Source organism: Blautia wexlerae DSM 19850 (genome assembly GCF_025148125.1).
GTDB lineage: Bacteria > Bacillota > Clostridia > Lachnospirales > Lachnospiraceae > Blautia_A > Blautia_A wexlerae.
This window is the reverse complement of sequence record NZ_CP102267.1, coordinates 2,277,119-2,296,727: the sequence shown is the minus strand read 5'-3', so window position 1 is coordinate 2,296,727 and position 19,609 is coordinate 2,277,119. Positions and strand designations below refer to the sequence as shown.

The following is a 19,609-nucleotide window of genomic DNA, read 5'->3' as shown; positions in this document are numbered from 1 at the left end:
GATGGTGTCAGTAGTGATTTTAACTAAAACTCATCTATGGGAGGACATACAATGAGAAAAAAACAACTTTTTGCATTATTAATGGCAGGTGCCCTGTCTGTAGGAATGGCACCGACAGCCACATTTGCAGCAGATACTGCTGCTGAGACATCAGCCGAAGGCGAACTGGAAGGTGAACTTGACTCTGCAGATACAGAAGAACCTTCTGAAGATCCGGCTGAAACTCCTGAGGAACCAGCCGAAGATCCAGCCGAGACACCGGAAGATCCGGCTGAAACTCCTGCCGAAACAACAGCTGATCCTACAGAGGCACCGGCTGCTGAAGAAACTGATGAGCAGGCTGCTGAGGCAGGATCTGCTATTATAGTTAATGGACATTCTTATTCAACACTTGCTGAAGCATTTGAGGCAGTACCTGAAAGTGCAGATATGACCGATGAGACAAAGTACGTCAAAGTAAAAGGTGATATTGAAATCAGTGCTACGGTTGATGTTCCTTCTAATAAAAATATTATGCTGGTTGCAGCAGAAGATGCGACTATTAAACGTGCGGCAGGATTTATCGGAAGCATGTTTACTGTAAATGGTGGTAATCTTCAGATGGCAGGTTCGGCAGAAGATGCGGCAACAGGCGCTGTTGACAGTACTTTAATTGTTGATGGAACTGGTGAAGGGGTTACTGGTTCTATTGTTGAAGTGATAAGTGGTAACTATGCTTTATCTGATGGAGCAACTCTGACAGGTAATACTACAACAGGAGATGGCAGTGCAATCAACAACAGTGCGAATGCATATCTTTTAGGAGGTACAATCACAGCAAACAGCACGACAGGAAATGGTGGTGCGATTAATAATGCTGCCGGTGCAAACGTATATCTTCAGAATGGCACGATTACAGCCAACTCCGCTGCAGCAGGTGGTGCAATTTACAGTGAAGGAACTGTAAATATTCAGGGAACCTTAAGTGTTACAGGAAATACCGTTACAAATTCTTTTGAAGCTGCAAGTAACCTTGTGCTTGCCAAAGACGGTGTAATCAATGTAAGCGGTGCTGTTACAGGTTCTGCCATTGGTGTTGCTGTTCAGGAGGCTAACGCCGGAAGAACAGTCGTAAAGCTGGGTGACGCTGTTACTGATGTGAAACTGGCGGATGTTCTTTCTCAGATTACATATGAGGGAGATTCTAGCCTTAAAATCGGAGAAGACGGAACTTTAGTCAGTACAACAGAACCGTCCCCTACCCCAACTCCTGCAGAAGAAAAACTGAAAGTAACAGGAAAAGAATGCAAATGGTCCGGAAGTGGTACTGTTAAAATTAAGTTCCAGTCAAATGTAAAAGGTACCTATTATATTGACTGGGTAAAACGTGGTGAGAAAGCACCGACAATCGATACTTCCAGAGTAGGTGCTCCTATTGAGGCTGATACAAATGTAACAGCAAAAGTTACTGATCTTCCTGACTATGATGTTGATATTTATGTATGTGTGATCAGTGATAAGGATAAGAGTAATTATGGCTCTGTAATGTTCCAGCCTGATTCAAAAGAACGTCCTGTTACACCTACACCATCTCATACTCCGGTAGTACCCGATGTAAAAGAGAGTGTTGTACAGGGATTTGAGAAAGCACTTGTGTTCTATCCGAATACTTTCTATGACTTCAAGGTAATCGGTGCAGGTACACAGAACAATAATCCGGGAGAAGGTGATGTCAGATGGGTACCTGTAGGATGGAGTATGTCTTCTAACCCGTCAACCTGGAACACATCCTGGAAAATTGGTGCCAAGAGCGGTATTTATACAGATGCCGAAAAAGCATATACTATTTACATTAAATATGCAAAACAGGTATACAGTGGAAATGACTGGCAGGAAACAGATGCTTCCGAAGTTCTGCCCTATCAGTTCAAGGCAGCTCCTCTGACACAGGCCACTACCACACCAGGTGCAAACGGAACAAACGGAGACGGAACCGGATCCGGCGACGGAACTACAGATGGAGGAACTACAGATGTAACTCCGACAACCTATGCAGACGGAACAAACGGAACAGCGAAATCAGCAGTATCCACAGGTGATGAATCACCGGTCGGAACTATGCTGGCTCTTGCTGCAGCTTCTGTTCTTGCAGGTGGTTACGTACTGATAAGAAGACGTAAAAAAGAAATGTAAATATAATCCAATTATTTTTAAGAGACAGGTCTTATGGCCTGTCTCTTTTCATATATATAATAATAAGGCAGCCATTCAGCCGTCCATACAGGTCAGAATCCGGAATCTGATCCAGGCTGCTGAACATTTGCCAAAAAGGAGGAGAGAATGTATGTCAACAGAACAGATGGGAACTTATGAAAAAATATACTTCGCATTGTGGGAACTCGGACAGAGATATGGAAATTTTGTCCAGTTCAGAGTGATCGGAAGAAGTCATGATGACAGAATGATCCCCATGCTTGAGATTGGAAAGGGTGATACCTGCATTATCTGTCTGAGCGGAGTGGAAAGCGGAGACAGAAATCTCCCGGAATATCTTTTGTCCATTGCAAAAGATTACTGCAGATCCTATGAAAGCAACTGGACTATCGGAGAAAGTTATGAAGTTCGTAAACTTCTGGATAAGGTTCGTATCTGTATGATCCCCATGCTGAATCCTGACAGCTATGAGATATGTGAATACGGATATGGTGCCATACATAATCCCATCCACAGACAGATGCTGAAAATGCAGGACAGGCCTGTGGAAGAGTATGAATGTAATGCCAGGGGAATTGATCTGCGCAGAAATTTTCCGACTAATTATTATCAGCGGAAAAGAGTGAATCAGGAGCCTGCCAGTGAGAATGAGACTCGTGCCCTGATCAGCATTTTTCAGGAATATTCAAGCCTTGGCCTGCTTACATTCAGTTATTCCAGAGGGAAGATCGTTTACTGCAGACAGGAGAAAGGCTTTGCCTACAATCAGAAAAATTACAGACTGGCAAGGCATTTACAGAAATGTTCCGGCTATCGTCTGGAAAAAGGGATTGCAGGTGGTGCGAGAGTCAAAAAAGCCGGAGCAAAACCTGAGATGGGATCTCCGGAACAGTTTTATGCGGAAGTGATCCGTCAGCCCTCTCTGGCAATTGAGATTCCGGAATACCGCAAGGACGATATGGAAGAACTGCGTCTGATTCCACTTGAATATCTTTATTCTCTAAACAGCGGCATATTGGCAAACGCATAAATCCGTCACATAGTCAAAGAAAAACTGTATCCGAAAATAAAAAGTAATAAAAACAGAGATTAGCGTTTGACATAAAGCCATAGATTCTGTATGATAAAAAGAGTGCCCCGAAATGTTGTAAACAGAAAGATGAGGAATCAATAGTGAATAATAATACACAGGAAAGTAAAATACAGTTAGAATATATCAATAAATGTACAGAGCTTGTGAAGGAAAAATATGAAAATGCGCCAGCTTTCTTTATCCAGAATGCAGGCTGCCAGATGAATTCCCTGCAGACGGATACAGTGGCCGGTATCGTGAAACGTATGGGCTATACAGAAGTATCCAGAGAAGAAGATGCAGATGTTGTCATCTATAACACCTGCACAGTCCGGGAGAATGCAAACCTGAAGATTTACGGTCATCTTGGCCATCTGAAAAGTATTAAGAAAAAGAATCCTGAACTGAAGATTATATTGTTTGGCTGCATGATGCAGGAGCCGGAAGTAATTGAGAAGATCCACAAAGAATATTCTTTTGTTGATCTGGTTTTCGGTACCCATAACTTCCATAAGTTTCCGGAGCTTTTCTACAGAAGCTTAAATACGGAGGGACAGATCATTGATGTCTGGAAGGAATCTGATGAAATCGTGGAGGGTATGCCTTCTGACCGTAAATATTCCTTTAAAACGGGTGTCAATATTATGTTTGGCTGCAATAATTTCTGCAGTTACTGTATTGTACCATATGTAAGAGGAAGAGAGAAGAGTCGCGAACCGGAGGCGATCATAGAAGAGATCAAGGGTCTGGTAGCTGACGGTGTGACAGAAGTTATGCTTCTGGGACAGAACGTTAATTCCTATGGAAAGACACTGGAACATCCGGTTACTTTTGCACAGCTTCTGAAACAGGTGGAAGCAATTGAAGGATTAAAGAGAATCCGTTTCATGACTTCCCATCCGAAGGATCTGTCTGATGAACTGATCCGGACAATGGCAGAGAGCAAAAAAGTGTGCCATCACCTCCACCTTCCCATGCAGTCCGGAAGCAGCCGAATCTTAAAGATCATGAACCGCCGTTATGACAAAGAAAAGTATCTGGAGCTTGTAGCCAAAATCCGTAATGCCGTACCGGATATTTCCCTTACTACAGATATTATCGTTGGTTTCCCGGGAGAAACGGAAGAGGATTTCCAGGATACTCTGGATGTTGTGGAGAAATGTGATTTTGATTCTGCATTTACCTTTATCTATTCCAAAAGAAGCGGCACACCTGCTGCCAAAATGGAGAATCAGGTACCTGAGGATGTGGTAAAAGACCGTTTTGACCGTCTTCTTGCTCTGGTTCAGGAAAAAGGCCGAAAGGCTTCTTCTCGTTTCGAGGGAACTGTTCAGGAGATCCTTGTAGAGGAAGAAAGCAGAGAAAAAGGTATCTTTACAGGAAGAACAGAATATAACCTTCTGGTCCATTTCCCGGGATGTCAGGATCTGATCGGTAAATATGTAAAAGTAAAACTGGATACCTGCAAGGGATTCTATTATTTCGGAAGCCTTGCAGAATAAAAACATTGAAAAATACTAACTGTTTACGAACAGTAATATAAAGGACTTCTACAGAAGCCCATATCAATTTAGATATAAAGGGTGGAAGATAAAAGTGAAACAAAATAAATACGAAATAGATATGTGTAACGGAACCATCATGGACAAGCTGATTTCCTTTTCACTGCCGCTGATGCTGTCCGGAATCCTGCAGCTGATGTTTAATGCTGTGGATATCATAGTGGTGGGAAGATTTAGCGGAAGTCAGGCACTTGCAGCCGTAGGCTCAACCACAGCACTGATCAATGTGTTTACTAATCTGTTTATTGGTATCTCACTTGGTGCGAATGTACTTGCTGCCCGGTTCTATGCGGCAGGAAAAGACCGGGAAATGTCAGATACCGTTCATACAGCTGTAACTCTTGCACTGGTAAGCGGTATCGTCATGGCATTTGTGGGACTGATTTTTTCCAGATGGGCTCTGGAATTGATGGGTACTCCGGATGATGTGATCGGACAGTCTGCACTGTATATGAAAATCTATTTTCTGGGTATGCCGTTTTTTATGCTTTATAATTATGGAGCTGCGATTCTGCGGGCTGTAGGAGATACGAAACGTCCACTGATCTTTCTGGTTATTTCCGGTGTTGTAAATGCAGTACTGAATCTGATCCTCGTGATCATGTTTCATATGGATGTGGCGGGCGTAGCCATTGCTACTGTGATCTCCCAGTTAATTTCCTGCATTCTGGTACTCAGATGTCTGCGTACATCGAAAACCAGCTACCAGCTTCATTTTGGAAAATTAAGGATCAATACTGTTTACTTAAAACAGATTTTCCAGGTTGGGATTCCGGCCGGGATCCAGAGCACAGTCATTAATCTGTCAAATGCTCTGCTTCAGTCCTCGGTTAACTCCTTTGGATCGACCGCCATGGCAGGGTATACGGCGGCCAATAATATTTTCGGTTTTCTGTATGTGGCGGTGAACTCTGTCACACAGGCATGTATGAGCTTTACCAGTCAGAACTATGGTGTGCATAAATTTAGACGTATGGATAAGGTTCTGGTCGACTGTCTTATTATTTCCGTAGTTACCTCCTTTTCCCTTGGATGCGGTGCATATTTCTTCGGTTCTGAGATTCTTAAGATTTATACTGCCGATCCGGAAGTAATCCGCTGCGGACTGGAAATCCTGTCTTACACTACCGTACCTTATTTTCTCTGCGGGATTATGGATCTATTTCCGGGTGCCCTGCGTGGAATGGGACATTCCGGCGTTCCAATGATCCTGTCAGTGATCGGAACAGTAGGAACCAGGATCGTATGGATATTTGGAATATTCCCGCATCACAGATCACTGGCTGTTCTGTTTATTTCCTATCCTGCATCCTGGATGCTGACGATCATTATGCAGGTCACCTGTTTTTATTTTGTCAGAAGAAAAGTGCATAGAGTATAGGTCTTGGAGCTTTCGCGAAAAATAATTACCGGCAGAATATTGCCGGCGGTTATTTTCTGTGAGAGCTCTTTTTTGTTACTGTTTACCCGTTCACAGCAACCACAGTAATCTTTTTGTTTCCGATATGAAAAAACAGTATTGACAAATACCCCATAAGGGTATATAGTGACTATTGTAAAGATACCCCATAAGGGTATTTTGAAATCGTTATATATTTCAGAAATTTATATAAAACAGAATCTATTCATAAAAATCAGAAGGAGGATTTCCTATATGGCAGAAACACAGGAGAAAAAAGTCTGTTCCTGTTGCACTAAACATACAATGCGTTCTGAGGAGGAGAGAAAAAAGCTGATCAACCGTCTTAAACGTGTGGAAGGACAGATCCGAGGAATTATTGGTATGCTGGAGAATGATGCATACTGTAACGATATCCTGATCCAGTCTGCAGCAGTCAACGCAGCAGTGAATGCATTTAACAAAGAACTGCTTGCCAGCCACATCCGCAACTGTGTGGCAAGAGATATCCGCGAGGGCAAGGATGATACAATCGATGAGCTGGTGGCTACTTTGCAGAAACTGATGAAGTGAAAGCTGTGTGTCCAGATTATTATAGAATCAGAGTACAGCAGAACAAAGATCCGGGAACTGCAAAGCAGCAGAGCAGGGGATATCAGGTAAGGGACAACAAGTCGTAAGGAGGAATAGAAATGGAACAATACAATGTAACCGGAATGAGTTGTGCGGCCTGTAGCAGCAGAGTGGAGAAGGCCGTATCCAAGGTTCCGGGTGTGACATCCTGTTCGGTCAGTCTGCTGACTAACTCCATGGGAGTAGAAGGAACTGCCGGTGCAGGTGAGATCATCAAGGCTGTACAGGATGCAGGATACGGAGCGTCCTTAAAGGGGGTATCCGGGGAGCAGATATCTGCTTCTGCGGCAGAGGAGGCACTGGAAGACCATGAAACACCGGCACTGAAACGAAGGCTGATCGCATCTGTAGGCTTTCTGCTTGTGCTGATGTATTTTTCCATGGGACATATGATGTGGGGCTGGCCTCTTCCGGCATGGTTTAATGATAATCATATTGCCATGGGACTGGTGCAGCTTCTTCTCGCCGGAATCATAATGGTCATTAACCAGAAATTTTTTATCAGCGGCTTTAAGAGTCTGTGGCATCGTGCACCAAATATGGATACCCTTGTAGCACTTGGTTCCATGGCATCCTTTTTGTGGAGTGTTTATGTACTTTTTGCAATGACAAGAGCACAGGTGGACGGAGATTCTGCAGCAGTTATGAATTACATGATGGAGTTCTATTTTGAATCTGCAGCCATGATCCTTACCCTGATCACAGTTGGAAAAATGCTGGAAGCCCGATCTAAGGGAAAGACAACGGATGCGCTGAAAGGTCTGATGAAGCTGGCACCTAAGACAGCAGTTGTTGTCCGGGATGGACAGGAAGCTACAGTGCCCATCGAACAGGTCCGAAAAGGTGATGTTTTTGTGGTACGTCCCGGTGAGAACATTCCGGTGGACGGAGTGGTCCTTGAGGGAAACAGTGCTGTCAATGAGGCGGCACTTACAGGGGAGAGTATTCCTGTTGACAAGAATCCGGGAGATGCAGTCTCTGCTGCAACCGTAAACCAGTCCGGATTTATCAGATGCGAAGCTACCAGGGTAGGCGAGGACACTACTCTTTCCCAGATTATTAAGATGGTCAGTGATGCGGCTGCAACAAAAGCACCTATTGCCAAAATCGCAGACAGGGTTTCCGGAGTTTTTGTTCCGACAGTTATCAGTATTGCGGTTGTCACCACCATTGTCTGGCTGCTGGCAGGAAAAGAGTTCGGATATGCACTTGCCAGAGGTATTTCTGTTCTGGTCATCAGCTGTCCCTGTGCCCTTGGGCTTGCCACACCGGTTGCCATTATGGTAGGAAACGGAATGGGGGCCAAAAACGGAATCCTGTTTAAAACAGCAGTATCCCTGGAGGAAGCAGGTAAAATCCAGATCGTTGCATTAGATAAGACAGGAACTATCACAAAGGGTGAACCGCAGGTGACAGATATGGTTCCTGCAAAGGGAATCTCAGAGGAAGAGCTTTTAGGCTATGCCTATGCACTTGAGAAGAAGAGTGAACATCCTCTTGCAAAAGCCATTATTGCCAGAGCAGAAGAGAAAAAGATTGTTTTGCAGAAGGTTTCTGATTTTCAGGCTCTTCCTGGAAACGGTCTTCGTGCAGCATTAAACAGTGAAGTGCTTACAGGCGGAAATATGAAATTTATCAGCAATGAAACCTCTGTATCACCGGAACTGATGAAGCAGGCAGAAAAACTTGCAGGAGAAGGAAAAACACCACTTCTTTTTGCAAAAGGCGGGAAGCTTCTCGGCATGATCGCAGTGGCAGATGTTATAAAAGAGGACAGTCCTCAGGCAATAAAAGAACTGCAGAACATGGGAATCCGGGTAGTAATGCTTACCGGTGATAATGAACGCACAGCAAAAGCGATCGGAGCACAGGCAGGAGTGGACGATGTAATTGCAGGTGTTCTTCCGGATGGCAAGGAAAGCGTGATCCGTTCTCTGAAGGAACAGGGAAAGGTTGCCATGGTAGGAGACGGAATCAATGATGCCCCTGCACTTACCAGGGCAGACATCGGTATCGCGATCGGTGCAGGAACAGATGTTGCCATTGATGCCGCAGATGTGGTATTAATGAAGAGCCGGCTCAGTGATGTACCTGCTGCCATACGTTTAAGCCGGGCGACACTGAGAAATATCCATGAGAATCTTTTCTGGGCATTCTTCTACAATGTGATCGGTATTCCACTGGCAGCCGGTGTATGGATTCCGATTTTCGGATGGACACTGAACCCCATGTTTGGTGCAGCTGCCATGAGCCTTTCCAGTTTCTGTGTGGTAACCAATGCACTGAGACTGAATCTCTTTAAGGTACATGATGCTTCCAGAGACAAAAAAATAAAACAGAATGTGGAAGAAATCCATTATATTTCAGATAATGTTTCAGATAATGCAAAAATGAAAAATGTAACAGAAAACAGAAGTCTGAAAGCAGAGAATACAGATTTTTGCAACAGTGAAATTCATGATCCAAAAGATCAGGAAAATATAAAAGAAAACAAGGAGAACAAAGAAATGACAACAATCACAGTAAACGTAACAGGAATGATGTGTGGACATTGTGAAGCACATGTGACAAAGGCAGTAAAAGAGGCATTTGGAGTGGAAGATGTAGTTTCCTTCCATGAAAAAGGAACCACAGTGATCCATGCTCCGGAGAAACTGGACGAGGATAAGATCCGCGAAGTGATCAAAGAAGCCGGCTATGAAGTAACCGGTATTACACAGGAATAAAAAAACAAAAAGGGGATTTTATGGAAAACCAGAACCAGACACCACATAAAAGACGTGTCCGTTATAAAGGAAAATATCCGAAGAAATTCGAAGAGAAATACAAGGAATTACAGCCTGAGAAATATAAAGATACCATTGAACACGTGATTCAGAAAGGAAATACCCCGGCGGGAATGCATATCTCCATTATGGTTAAGGAAATCCTTGATTTTCTTAATATCCAGCCGGGCGAAACCGGATTTGATGCCACATTGGGCTATGGCGGCCATACGAAAGCGATGCTTCAGTGTCTGAATGGCAAGGGCCATATTTATGCAACAGATGTAGACCCTGAGGAATCCGCCAAAACAAAGAAACGTCTGGCAGAGCAGGGATTCGGGGAAGAACTGCTGACAGTAAAGCTTCAGAACTTCTGCACCATTGATGAGATTGCCAAAGAGGTTGGAGGATTTGACTTTATTCTGGCAGATCTCGGCGTTTCCTCCATGCAGATTGATAATCCCAAAAGAGGTTTCTCATTTAAAACAGACGGACCTCTGGATCTGCGCCTGAATCAGGAAACCGGCATCAGTGCAGCCCGGCGTCTGGATACCATTTCCAGAGAGGAGCTTGCGGGAATGCTCTGTGAAAATTCTGATGAACCATACTGTGAGGAACTCGCCAAAGCCATTACCGATGAGATCCGCAGAGGCAATCATATTGATACTACCACAAAACTGCGTCAGGTAATCGAAAAAACTCTTGATTTCCTTCCTGAAAAAGAAAAGAAAGAGACAATTAAGAAGACCTGTCAGCGAACCTTCCAGGCATTGCGTATTGATGTTAACCATGAGTTCGAAGTACTGTATGAATTTATGGAGAAGCTTCCGGATGCTTTGCGTCCGGGCGGACGTGTGGCAATCCTTACCTTTCATTCCGGTGAAGACAAACTGGTAAAGAAAGCGCTTAAAGCAGGATACAAGGAGGGAATCTACTCAGACTATGCAAAAGATGTGATCCGCCCTTCAGCCAAAGAGTGCACACAGAACCCAAGAGCCCGTTCCACAAAGATGCGCTGGGCTATAAAGGCTGAATAAAGTTTTAACCGAATCAAGTAAGTCCCACTCACTGCTTCTATTGCGAAGAGCAATAAGCAGTGAGTGGGACTTGCTTGTAAGGGGCGATGTGATGAATCAGCATTCAAGCTATGCCGGATCATATTCATCTGCTCATGAACTGAAGACCGCAGTTTTATATTTCCGGTTATGATCAGGAGAGCCACGTCTTGTATTCTGAATCAGAGTGCAGACCGTGGCTCTCATTATTTTGTAGAATTGCTATAAACAATTGACGTATTTTGTAAACAAAAGTATACTATGCTTATCAAAAGAACGAAGGAAAGAAGCCCGGAGATTACACCTGACAACAGAGGAGTAATATGGGGAAAGGAATTGAACGGTATGGCTACTGATGAAGAGCTTTATGGGCAATATCTGAGCGGTGACGAGACAGGACTTGAACTATTGATAAAAAAATACGGCGACCCATTGACCTTATACATTGATGGTTATCTGCATGACGTCCACGAAGCGGAGGACTTAATGATGGAAACCTTTTCCTGGCTGTTTACGAAAAAGCCCCGCATCCGGGATGGATGTTTTAAGGCTTATCTCTATAAAGCGGCGCGGCACAAGGCATTACGCCACAAAAGCAGACGGCGGATTATCTTCAGTCTTGACGACCTGACCAGAGAACCGGAGGCGCAGACACTGGTGGAGGAGGTCATCCGCACAAAGGAACGAAATCAGATCCTGCATCTCTGCATGGACGAGTTAAATTCAGATTATCGGGAAGCTCTTTATCTGACCTATTTTGAGGGTATGAGCTACCAACAGGCTGCTAAGGTCATGGGAAAAAGCGTGAAGCAGATTACAAATATGGTGTACCGGGGAAAAGAGCGTTTACGCGGATTATTGCAACGGGAGGGTATTACAGATGTTGAAAAATGAGGAACGAATTGCTGAGGTAAAACGGCGTATTGGGGAAAAAGAACGACAGCAGAGACTGCGGCACAGACGGATTGTCTCCGCATTCTGCATAGCGGCATGCCTTGCAGTAATCGTTGGGGTTTCCTTTGTTATGCCAGGTATTGTCGGACAGATTACGCCCGGTACTTCTTCCGGCTTTGAAACGGCAGCAACAATTTTAGGCGGCGGTACTGCGCTGGGATATATGGTGATCGGACTGTTGGCTTTTGTCCTCGGCGTTTGCGTGACTATTCTGTGCTTCCGCATCCGCCAGCTGAACAAAGAGGAGCAGACGGAGGAACAAAAGGAGGACAATGAGGATGGAGCTGTTCAGTAACCTTTTTCAATTTGCTGTTACCCTGGTGGGCTTTTGTCTGAGTGGTATCTGGTATCTGAAAGATCGAAAACAGACCTGTTTCCTGCTGACCTGCTTTTACGGATGCTTTGCCCTTGGCTCTCTTTACTGGACGCTGTATCTGCTTCTGTTTTCTGAAACACCGCAGGTCTTTTATGTGTCAGAGTTCGGCTGGGTAGCCAGTGTGATTTTCCTTTATCTTCTGCAATACACCCTTTCTTCTGCCGGGGAAAGAAGATTTTCGACAGGAAAAGCCCTGATTGCCCCTTTGATTGGCATTCCGCTTTGTGTGTTTTACTGCACCTTTGGGGATGTTCTCTCCAATCTGCTCTGGTGTGGCATGATGATCGTTGTTTCTTATCATTCCATCCGGGGTCTTGCTTATGCACAGATACAGACGGGAACAGCATGTAAGATGCGGTATTTCCACATTGGGGTACTGTGCTATGTGGCGGTGGAGTATGTTCTTTGGATCTCTGGCTGCCTGTGGCCGGGCTATTCCATTTCCGCTCCCTATTGCTGGTTTGATCTTCTGCTTACAGGCAGCCTGTTTGCGCTGCTGCCAGCCACAGGAAAGGCGGTGCAGGCATGACATATGTATTTCTCTGCATGGCTTCGCCCCTGCTGATTGCCGCGCTGTGTATGGGAAAGCGGCAGAGAAAATTCTTTCTGTTCTGCTTTGCCGGGATGGGTGCATGTCTGCTTTCCGCATACATCAACACCTTTTTCGCTGCACTTTACAGAGCGGACACCTTTGCAGCTACCACAGAGATCGCCCCGGTGGTGGAGGAAGTGATGAAACTTCTGCCATTGCTCTTTTATCTGCTGATATTTGAGCCAAAAGCGGAGCGAATCAAAAATGCCGCTGTGATCACAGCTCTTTCCTTTGCCACATTTGAGAATGTCTGCTATCTGATCCAAAACGGAGCCGGACATTTTTCTTTTATTTTCTTCCGTGGTATTGGGACTGGAGCCATGCATGTGATCTGTGGAGCCATTGTCGGCGGCGGCCTTGCATATGTGTGGCAGAGAACATGGCTGAAGATTGCCGGAACCTGCGGCCTGCTGGGAGCGGCAATCACCTTTCATGCAATTTATAATCTCCTGATCGCCTACGGCGGTGCAGCACAGTATATTGCTTATCTGCTGCCTGTACTGATCCTGACAGCGGGAAAACTGATTTTCCGCAGTTCGATACAATAATATAACCTGATTTTCCGCTTTTGGGAGCTGTTTCGGCAGCTCTCAAATTTTTTTGAAAAAATTTGATTTTCAGGTGAGAGTTTTTCGCTTTTTTTGTACCTATATAAGTGAAAGACTTTTTAGGACTTTTTTGTGAAAGGAGGTTGGAAGGTATGTACGATACCAAAACCCGTATCGAATTGGTAAAAAAGCGAATGCATGAATACCACCGCCGCCAGGAGCGGCGCGCAGTCTGCCGGCTGTCTGTTCTGTGTACCCTGTTATTCCTGTCTCTTGTGGGAGCAACGGGGATAATGCAAAGCCAGCCAATAAACGTTACGGGAATGTACGGCACAATTCTGCTGCATGAGGACGCAGGCGGCTATGTGTTGGTGGCTGTCATTTCCTTTAATGTGGCAGTCGTGATTACCGCATTATGTATCAAATTCAGAAAAAGAGGACAAAAGAGTCAAGACGCATAAGATCATGTATAAAGAAAGGAAAGGTGGAAAGCATGAGGAAAAAGTTATTAGCCGGGATTCTGGCACTTGCATTGTGTTCTACAAATATGCCCCCCCAGACCATATTTGCGGAAGAATTTACTTCCGGAAATCAGGATGTAGTGTCTGAGGAAGAAACTCCGGAGATTTTTACCAATGAGGAGCTGGAAGCGGCAGGAGAGACAGATGAGGAACTGTCTGTATTCAGTTCAGACGAGGTTCCTGAATTTAATGATGCCCCCGATGAGGCAATGGCTGCTGCGGAAAATGAACAAGCTGGAGAAATTGATTTAACTACGAGCAATAAAGTTGTGAATGGAGTTTATACTATAAGTTCGGCAGGAGATCACAAATTCATATGTAGCCAGGAAACAGGAAATAGAATTGTGGTTGATGGAGCAAATATTTCGGCGAAAGACAAAATCAACATTTATCTTATTAACGTAAGTATCAATACAAGTGTTGATTCGGCACTGCGAATAATGAGAAATGTGGAGGCTGCAGTCACTATCCATTTAACAGGCACAAATAGTCTTATAACAAAGGATAACAGGTGTGCCGGTTTACAGAAAGATAACAAAGCTCAGCTTATAATAAAAACCAATAATTCAGACGCTACTGCAGGAATCTTAAATGCTCGTAGTATCGATGGGGATGGCGCCGGAATTGGTGGCGGCTATTACGGCACCGGCTCTTGCAGTAATATTATTATTGATAGTTGTTCTGTAATTGCTAGTTCTAAGTATGGTGCTGGAATTGGTGGCAGCAAGCAACGCGCTGGCAGTGATATTACCATTAAGAGTAGTTCTGTAACTGCTAGTTCTACGGATGGTGCCGGAATTGGTGGCGGCGGTTACGGCGGCAGTGGCAGTGATATTACCATTAAGAGTAGTTCTGTAACTGCTAGTTCTACGGATGGTGCCGGAATTGGTGGCGGCAGTTACGGCGGCAGTGGCAGTGATATTACCATTAATGGCGGCTCGGTAAAAGCCTCTTCTGTATCCGGTTCCCCAACAAACGAAGGGAAAGAGGTTTACTGTTGTACTATTGAAAATCCCGAAAATGCGAACGTAACAATCAAAACTGGAACAGGTTCTAGAGCGTGTCTGAAAAACATTTTAAATTGTTTATTTTAACCAAATTAATATTGAGGCGATACAAATAAATCCCAAGTAGGTTGCAGCTAATTTGTCATAACGTGTAGCGATTCGTCGGAATGCTTTTAATTTCAGAAAATACTTTTCTACTAAATGGCGTTCTTTGTATAACCACCAATCACAATGACGTTCAAATTTAGCTCCCTTTCGGGATGGAATGGTTGGCTCTCCACCGCGTGCGTACACATAATCAAGCAATTTATTACTGTCATATCCTCGGTCAGCTAACACATTGCTTCCGTTTATTTCAATTTGATCGAGCAAAGGGATTGCATAATTGATATCATTACGCTGTCCCTCACTGATCATTAAATAAACTGGATATCCATAGGCATCTACTACCGCATGGATTTTGGTCTTGGCTCCTCCACGACTATGCCCGATTTCATTTGAAGGCCCCCTTTTTTTGCACCGGCACTATCTTTGGTGCGCCTGGATAATAGAAGCATCAATGGATAATTCTTCCAATTCTGCTTCAAGACTTAAAATACGGAAAATATTATCAAGGATACCATCATCGATCCATTTTCGGAATCGGCTATAGACAGTTTTCCATGAACCATAACGTTCAGGAAGATCGCGCCAAGGTGCCCCACTACGTGCAAGCCATACAATTCCATTCATAATGATACGATTGTCTTTCCTTGGACGTCCTTGTTTTCCAGTATTTTCAGGAGGTAATAAAGGTTCAATGCGAAGCCATTCTTCATCAGTCAACTCATATCGTCTCAACATAGTGAACACCCCTTTTTCTTTATTTTATCATGAAAAAGGGAAATAAAACATGCGTTTTGTGCAATTTTTATTTTTCAGACACGCTCTAGGGTATGGAATTGGAAGCCTGTAAACCATTCCTCTCTCGACCCTGATGACACTAATCTGTATGTTTGGCTACCCAAGCTCGAAAGCAATTCTACAAACAGCTATTTGATTATACTTGCCCCAGAAAACAGTTCAGAATTTCGAACACGGAATTATTCATTCGACACCGTTACCAACACATTTAAAGCTGCTCAAGTTGTTAATGATTTTATATTTAAGTCCCCTGTAAATCTTATTTACGATGGTCAGCCTAAAGAAGCCTCATTGAAGTTTAAATTTAAACCTACACATGAAAATAACAGAAAAATCTCATTGGTATATTATAAAGGTAACTACAATGATATCAATGAGAACACTCAACCACTCCAAGGTGTTCCTGTAAATGCAGGCACATATACCGTAAAGGCTGAGATAGAGGCAAGTAAATCCTATTTTGCACATAAAGGATTAGTAAGTCCAAAATGGACATTTACTATTGAAAAAGCCCCTGTAGCACCAGGAGCAGATTCTAATGAAACTCCTATATTCGTTCTATGGTCCTGTAAAAAGATCAGAGACATTACCAATCCTTTTTCGGCTGACTGGAAATGGGATAACAATGTTAATCCTGATCAGGAATTACAAGTTGGAAAACCCATTACAGCTACCGCAATTTACAATGGCGACGATAAGGGGAATTACGAAAAAGAATCTATTACTTACACAATCATCAGAAGTCAATGCACGCACGAACACACCGCCGGACGTTATTACTCCTCTCCATCCTGTACTTCCAGCGGGTATAGCGGAGATACCTACTGCACAGACTGTAATGAAACACTTTCCTATGGTTATACCATTTCCGCATACGGCCATGACTATGACAACGGCGTTATCACTACAGAACCAACTACAGAAACTGACGGAATCATAACTTACACCTGTAAACGATGCAAACATCAGGATACAAAAAATCTCGGAAAACTTGGTGACGGGGAACCTTACATTGAGGGAAGTTTCCAGAAGAAAAGCTGGGATACTGTTAATGATCTGATCAAGACATCCAAAGAAAAAGATACCATCTCCATTATCATGAATGGTGCCAGGACACTTCCTGCTTCTGTTTTATCCGGGATAAAAGGAAAAGATATTTCCCTGAACCTTGATATGGAAAATGGTTTCATCTGGAAAATCAACGGTACTTCCATTACATCAGAAACACCTGCGGATATAGATCTTTCTGTTACAAACACAGCAGAATATATCCCGGCAGCATTATACAGCCTGATCTCCACAAACCAGAATGATTTCGGTTTCCATCTTGGAAGAAGCGGAGCTTTCGATTTCCCGGCTGTGCTTTCCGTAAAGGCAGATGCCTCCTGTGCAGGACTTATGGCAAATCTGTTCTGGTATGATGTTGAGAATGGGGTTCTGCAGTGTATCCAGACTGTAACTGTAGGCGGTGCATTTGAGCGCAGTATTCCATATGCCGACTTTACGCTTTCCAAAGGACAGGATTATTTCATAGCATTTGGTACAGAATCTCTCAATGGCAGAGTCATTCACACAGACGGAAGTATCACAGATGAAAACGGTGCATACCTGCGACCTGCAAACACAAAGATTTCCAGCTATTCCATTGACAGAAACAAGCTCACTGTCAGACTTTCCAAAGGATGTGCCGGCGCTCAGGGTTATGACTTCGTGATCAGCAAGAAATCAGATATGCTCAAAACCGGAAAGTTCAGCAAAACAGTTTCCTCATCCGGCAAGCCACAGGCATCTTTCAGATATCTTTCAAAAGGTACCTGGTATGTGGCAGCCCGAAGCTGGGTTCTGGATGCACAGGGCAATAAGGTCTATGGTTCCTGGACAAAGATCAAGAAGATCAAGATCACTGTTGTCACACCACAGCAGCCAAAGATCAAGAATATTACTGTAGAAGGAAACACTGTGACTGTTACTTACACAAAATGCAAAAATGCCACAGGTTACGAAATCCTGCTTGGAAACAAATATAAGACTTCCGCAGGTGAGAAATATCCGGTTAAGAAATATCTGAAACGTACAGAAGGCAAAAATACCGTAACTGTAACCTTTAAAAATGTAAAGAAAGGCACCTGGTATGTGACGGTACGTTCCTGGAATAGAACCTCCAAGAACAAGTCCAGAGTTTACAGTCCATATTCCACAATGAAGAAATTCAAGACAAAGAAATAGGTTCTCTTTCTTAGGATAAAAAGCGGGAATCCTCGGCAATTCAATTTAAAAAGAAAATATGTTCGATATTTTGTTGCTGAATCCACAGCTGGAATTTAGTTTTTCATTTAAACTTAAATGAAAAACTAAATTCCGGTTTTGGACCAAATGCAAGAGTAAATTCCATATAGGTCGAAGTTACTTTTGCACACATATTTGCCATATTGTCTTTGATAATCATTACTCCGTATAATGTACTTGCAGCTGATTGCCTGCCTGTGCAGATTGGAGATAATTATGAAAAATAAAGGCAATCAGAAACATTTAACATTTGAACAGCGTGTTGATATCGAGAAAGGTCTTACTGAGAATAAAAGCTTCACTGAAATTGGACGGATTATTGGTAAAAATCCATCTACCATATCAAAGGAAGTACGTCTCCACGCACATACAAAAGAACGTCCGGATTCAGGTTACACTCACCCGCCATGTATTCATCGCAAGAACTGTAAGGTGACATGCTTGTGTGATAAGATGTGTGGCATTCATTGTAAGCTTTGCAGAAAACCATCCTTTCGCTGCACTGATATATGTCCCGCATATGAGACAGCTGAATGTGAGAAACTGAATAAACCTCCCTACGTATGTAATGGCTGTGGTAAAAAGACCCATTGTCTTATGCCCAGAAAGTTTTATTCATCCAAATATGCCCATGATGAGTACCGTAGCGTGCTGGTCGATTGCAGAGTCGGCATTAACCAGACTCCGGAAAGCATTCAATCCATGAATGATTTATTGGTTCCATTGATCAAGGAGAAGCATCAGTCCATCGGTCATATTTATGCTACTCATGCAGAAGAATTGGGTTGCTCCAGAAGAACACTTTACTCCTACATCAATGATTGTGTATTCGATGTCCGCAATGGTGACTTAAGACGTTCTGTACGTTATAAGAAACGCAAGAAACCTACACAGACCAGTGCAAAAGATCGTTCTTATCGTCAAGGTCATAACTACGAAAATTTCCAGAATTATATGAAAGATCATCCAGATATAAATGTTGTGGAAATGGACTGCGTGGAAGGAATGAAAGGCGAAAGCTGCGCCCTCTTGACCTTTACATTCCGCAACTGCAATCTTATGCTTATGTTCCTGTTGGAATATCAAGACCAGGAATGCGTGTTAGAGGTCTTTGTATGGCTTGAAACAGTGTTAGGACAGGATGCATTCAAAAAGCTTTTTCCGGTGATCCTCACGGATGGAGGTTCAGAATTCTCAGCTCGTGAAGAGATGGAGAAATTCTGTGACGGAAGTAAAAGCACGACGGTCTTTTACTGTGATCCATACAGCTTTTGGCAAAAAGGTGCCTGCGAAAAGAACCACGAGTATATCCGCTACATCCGTCCGAAAGGGAGTTCATTCGCTGATTTAAATGACGAGAAAGTCAGACTTATGATGAATCACATAAACAACGAAAAAAGAGACAGTCTTAATGGACATAGCCCATATGAACTCTCTCTTTTACTCTTGGACAACAAACTGCACAAAGCATTAGGATTAAAGGCAATCGCACCTGATGATGTTATGCTTAGTCCAAAACTTATAAAATAAAATAGTAAAGCACAGGCAGATTTCACTGCACCAGAATTTAGTCTTGCACATAAGGCATGTGGAATTTAGTCTCGCACACTATTTTCAGATGCCCGGTTAGTATGCATAAAAACATAAATCATGAGTGCTTACAGGTTTATTATAAGACAAAAAAATAGAATTGTTAAGGTGCATTACAGAATTTAATCCCGCATAGTTACTGAGATAATCCAC

Annotated in this window: 15 protein-coding genes and 1 pseudogene; 15 read left to right on the top strand and 1 reads right to left on the bottom strand. The window is 43.4% G+C overall.

Annotation, left to right across the window (positions count from 1 at the left end; genetic code table 11):
• Window positions 1–51 precede the first annotated feature (51 nt).
• The 13 genes from NQ550_RS10720 (at window position 52) to NQ550_RS10660 (ending at window position 14,764) form a co-directional block, all read left to right on the top strand.
• Window positions 52–2,172, top strand: coding sequence for an LPXTG cell wall anchor domain-containing protein (locus NQ550_RS10720; protein ID WP_025579038.1), 2,121 nt, complete (start codon window positions 52–54; stop codon window positions 2,170–2,172).
• A 151-nt stretch (window positions 2,173–2,323) separates the two neighbouring features.
• Window positions 2,324–3,223: a M14 family zinc carboxypeptidase gene (locus tag NQ550_RS10715; protein ID WP_008703215.1), complete on the top strand. Its 900-nt coding sequence runs from the start codon at window positions 2,324–2,326 to the stop codon at window positions 3,221–3,223.
• Between the two features lie 143 nt (window positions 3,224–3,366).
• Complete coding sequence (gene miaB, locus NQ550_RS10710; RefSeq protein ID WP_022381402.1) at window positions 3,367–4,767, top strand: tRNA (N6-isopentenyl adenosine(37)-C2)-methylthiotransferase MiaB; 1,401 nt, start codon at window positions 3,367–3,369, stop codon at window positions 4,765–4,767.
• Between the two features lie 121 nt (window positions 4,768–4,888).
• On the top strand, window positions 4,889–6,208 hold the full coding sequence (locus tag NQ550_RS10705) for an MATE family efflux transporter (RefSeq protein WP_044996468.1): 1,320 nt from the start codon (window positions 4,889–4,891) through the stop codon (window positions 6,206–6,208).
• A gap of 273 nt (window positions 6,209–6,481) precedes the next feature.
• Window positions 6,482–6,799 (top strand): metal-sensing transcriptional repressor, encoded by a 318-nt coding sequence (locus NQ550_RS10700; RefSeq protein ID WP_022381400.1) that lies wholly within the window; start codon window positions 6,482–6,484, stop codon window positions 6,797–6,799.
• A 119-nt stretch (window positions 6,800–6,918) separates the two neighbouring features.
• Window positions 6,919–9,585 (top strand): heavy metal translocating P-type ATPase, encoded by a 2,667-nt coding sequence (locus NQ550_RS10695; protein ID WP_025579041.1) that lies wholly within the window; start codon window positions 6,919–6,921, stop codon window positions 9,583–9,585.
• Window positions 9,586–9,605: 20 nt separating this feature from the next.
• Window positions 9,606–10,661, top strand: coding sequence for a 16S rRNA (cytosine(1402)-N(4))-methyltransferase RsmH (gene rsmH / locus NQ550_RS10690; RefSeq protein ID WP_025579043.1), 1,056 nt, complete (start codon window positions 9,606–9,608; stop codon window positions 10,659–10,661).
• A 279-nt stretch (window positions 10,662–10,940) separates the two neighbouring features.
• Window positions 10,941–11,573, top strand: coding sequence for an RNA polymerase sigma factor (locus NQ550_RS10685; RefSeq protein WP_029677005.1), 633 nt, complete (start codon window positions 10,941–10,943; stop codon window positions 11,571–11,573).
• On the top strand, window positions 11,560–11,928 hold the full coding sequence (locus NQ550_RS10680; protein WP_025579047.1) for an ABC transporter: 369 nt from the start codon (window positions 11,560–11,562) through the stop codon (window positions 11,926–11,928). The genes NQ550_RS10685 and NQ550_RS10680 overlap by 14 nt, the downstream gene beginning before the upstream one ends.
• Window positions 11,912–12,538, top strand: coding sequence for a hypothetical protein (locus tag NQ550_RS10675; protein ID WP_025579049.1), 627 nt, complete (start codon window positions 11,912–11,914; stop codon window positions 12,536–12,538). Before NQ550_RS10680 ends, NQ550_RS10675 begins: the two co-directional genes overlap by 17 nt.
• Complete coding sequence (locus NQ550_RS10670) at window positions 12,535–13,149, top strand: PrsW family glutamic-type intramembrane protease (RefSeq protein ID WP_025579050.1); 615 nt, start codon at window positions 12,535–12,537, stop codon at window positions 13,147–13,149. Before NQ550_RS10675 ends, NQ550_RS10670 begins: the two co-directional genes overlap by 4 nt.
• Before the next feature lie 152 nt (window positions 13,150–13,301).
• A complete protein-coding gene (locus NQ550_RS10665; protein ID WP_025579052.1) occupies window positions 13,302–13,610 on the top strand; it encodes a hypothetical protein in 309 nt (102 codons plus the stop codon).
• A 32-nt stretch (window positions 13,611–13,642) separates the two neighbouring features.
• Window positions 13,643–14,764, top strand: coding sequence for a hypothetical protein (locus NQ550_RS10660; protein WP_259840091.1), 1,122 nt, complete (start codon window positions 13,643–13,645; stop codon window positions 14,762–14,764).
• On the opposite strand, the pseudogene NQ550_RS10655 reads toward NQ550_RS10660, so the two are convergent.
• Window positions 14,756–15,520 (bottom strand): annotated as a pseudogene (locus NQ550_RS10655) (IS5 family transposase). The gene NQ550_RS10660 and the pseudogene NQ550_RS10655 overlap by 9 nt on opposite strands.
• Window positions 15,521–15,919: 399 nt before the next feature.
• Between NQ550_RS10655 and NQ550_RS10650 the strand changes: the two are divergent.
• Window positions 15,920–17,806: a hypothetical protein gene (locus NQ550_RS10650; RefSeq protein WP_259840089.1), complete on the top strand. Its 1,887-nt coding sequence runs from the start codon at window positions 15,920–15,922 to the stop codon at window positions 17,804–17,806.
• 276 nt (window positions 17,807–18,082) lie between these two features.
• Complete coding sequence (locus tag NQ550_RS10645) at window positions 18,083–19,396, top strand: IS30 family transposase (RefSeq protein ID WP_173702612.1); 1,314 nt, start codon at window positions 18,083–18,085, stop codon at window positions 19,394–19,396.
• Window positions 19,397–19,609 lie beyond the last annotated feature (213 nt).

Excerpts from the sequence above, each read along its gene's own strand:
- NQ550_RS10645 (WP_173702612.1), top strand. The coding sequence starts at position 18,083 with ATGAAAAATAAAGGCAATCAGAAACATTTAACATTTGAACAGCGTGTT.
- NQ550_RS10665 (WP_025579052.1), top strand. The coding sequence starts at position 13,302 with ATGTACGATACCAAAACCCGTATCGAATTGGTAAAAAAGCGAATGCAT.
- NQ550_RS10685 (WP_029677005.1), top strand. The coding sequence starts at position 10,941 with ATGCTTATCAAAAGAACGAAGGAAAGAAGCCCGGAGATTACACCTGAC.
- NQ550_RS10660 (WP_259840091.1), top strand. The coding sequence starts at position 13,643 with ATGAGGAAAAAGTTATTAGCCGGGATTCTGGCACTTGCATTGTGTTCT.
- NQ550_RS10715 (WP_008703215.1), top strand. The coding sequence starts at position 2,324 with ATGTCAACAGAACAGATGGGAACTTATGAAAAAATATACTTCGCATTG.
- NQ550_RS10720 (WP_025579038.1), top strand. The coding sequence starts at position 52 with ATGAGAAAAAAACAACTTTTTGCATTATTAATGGCAGGTGCCCTGTCT.
- NQ550_RS10675 (WP_025579049.1), top strand. The coding sequence starts at position 11,912 with ATGGAGCTGTTCAGTAACCTTTTTCAATTTGCTGTTACCCTGGTGGGC.
- NQ550_RS10680 (WP_025579047.1), top strand. The coding sequence starts at position 11,560 with ATGTTGAAAAATGAGGAACGAATTGCTGAGGTAAAACGGCGTATTGGG.
- NQ550_RS10695 (WP_025579041.1), top strand. The coding sequence starts at position 6,919 with ATGGAACAATACAATGTAACCGGAATGAGTTGTGCGGCCTGTAGCAGC.
- NQ550_RS10670 (WP_025579050.1), top strand. The coding sequence starts at position 12,535 with ATGACATATGTATTTCTCTGCATGGCTTCGCCCCTGCTGATTGCCGCG.
- NQ550_RS10705 (WP_044996468.1), top strand. The coding sequence starts at position 4,889 with ATGTGTAACGGAACCATCATGGACAAGCTGATTTCCTTTTCACTGCCG.
- NQ550_RS10700 (WP_022381400.1), top strand. The coding sequence starts at position 6,482 with ATGGCAGAAACACAGGAGAAAAAAGTCTGTTCCTGTTGCACTAAACAT.
- rsmH (WP_025579043.1), top strand. The coding sequence starts at position 9,606 with ATGGAAAACCAGAACCAGACACCACATAAAAGACGTGTCCGTTATAAA.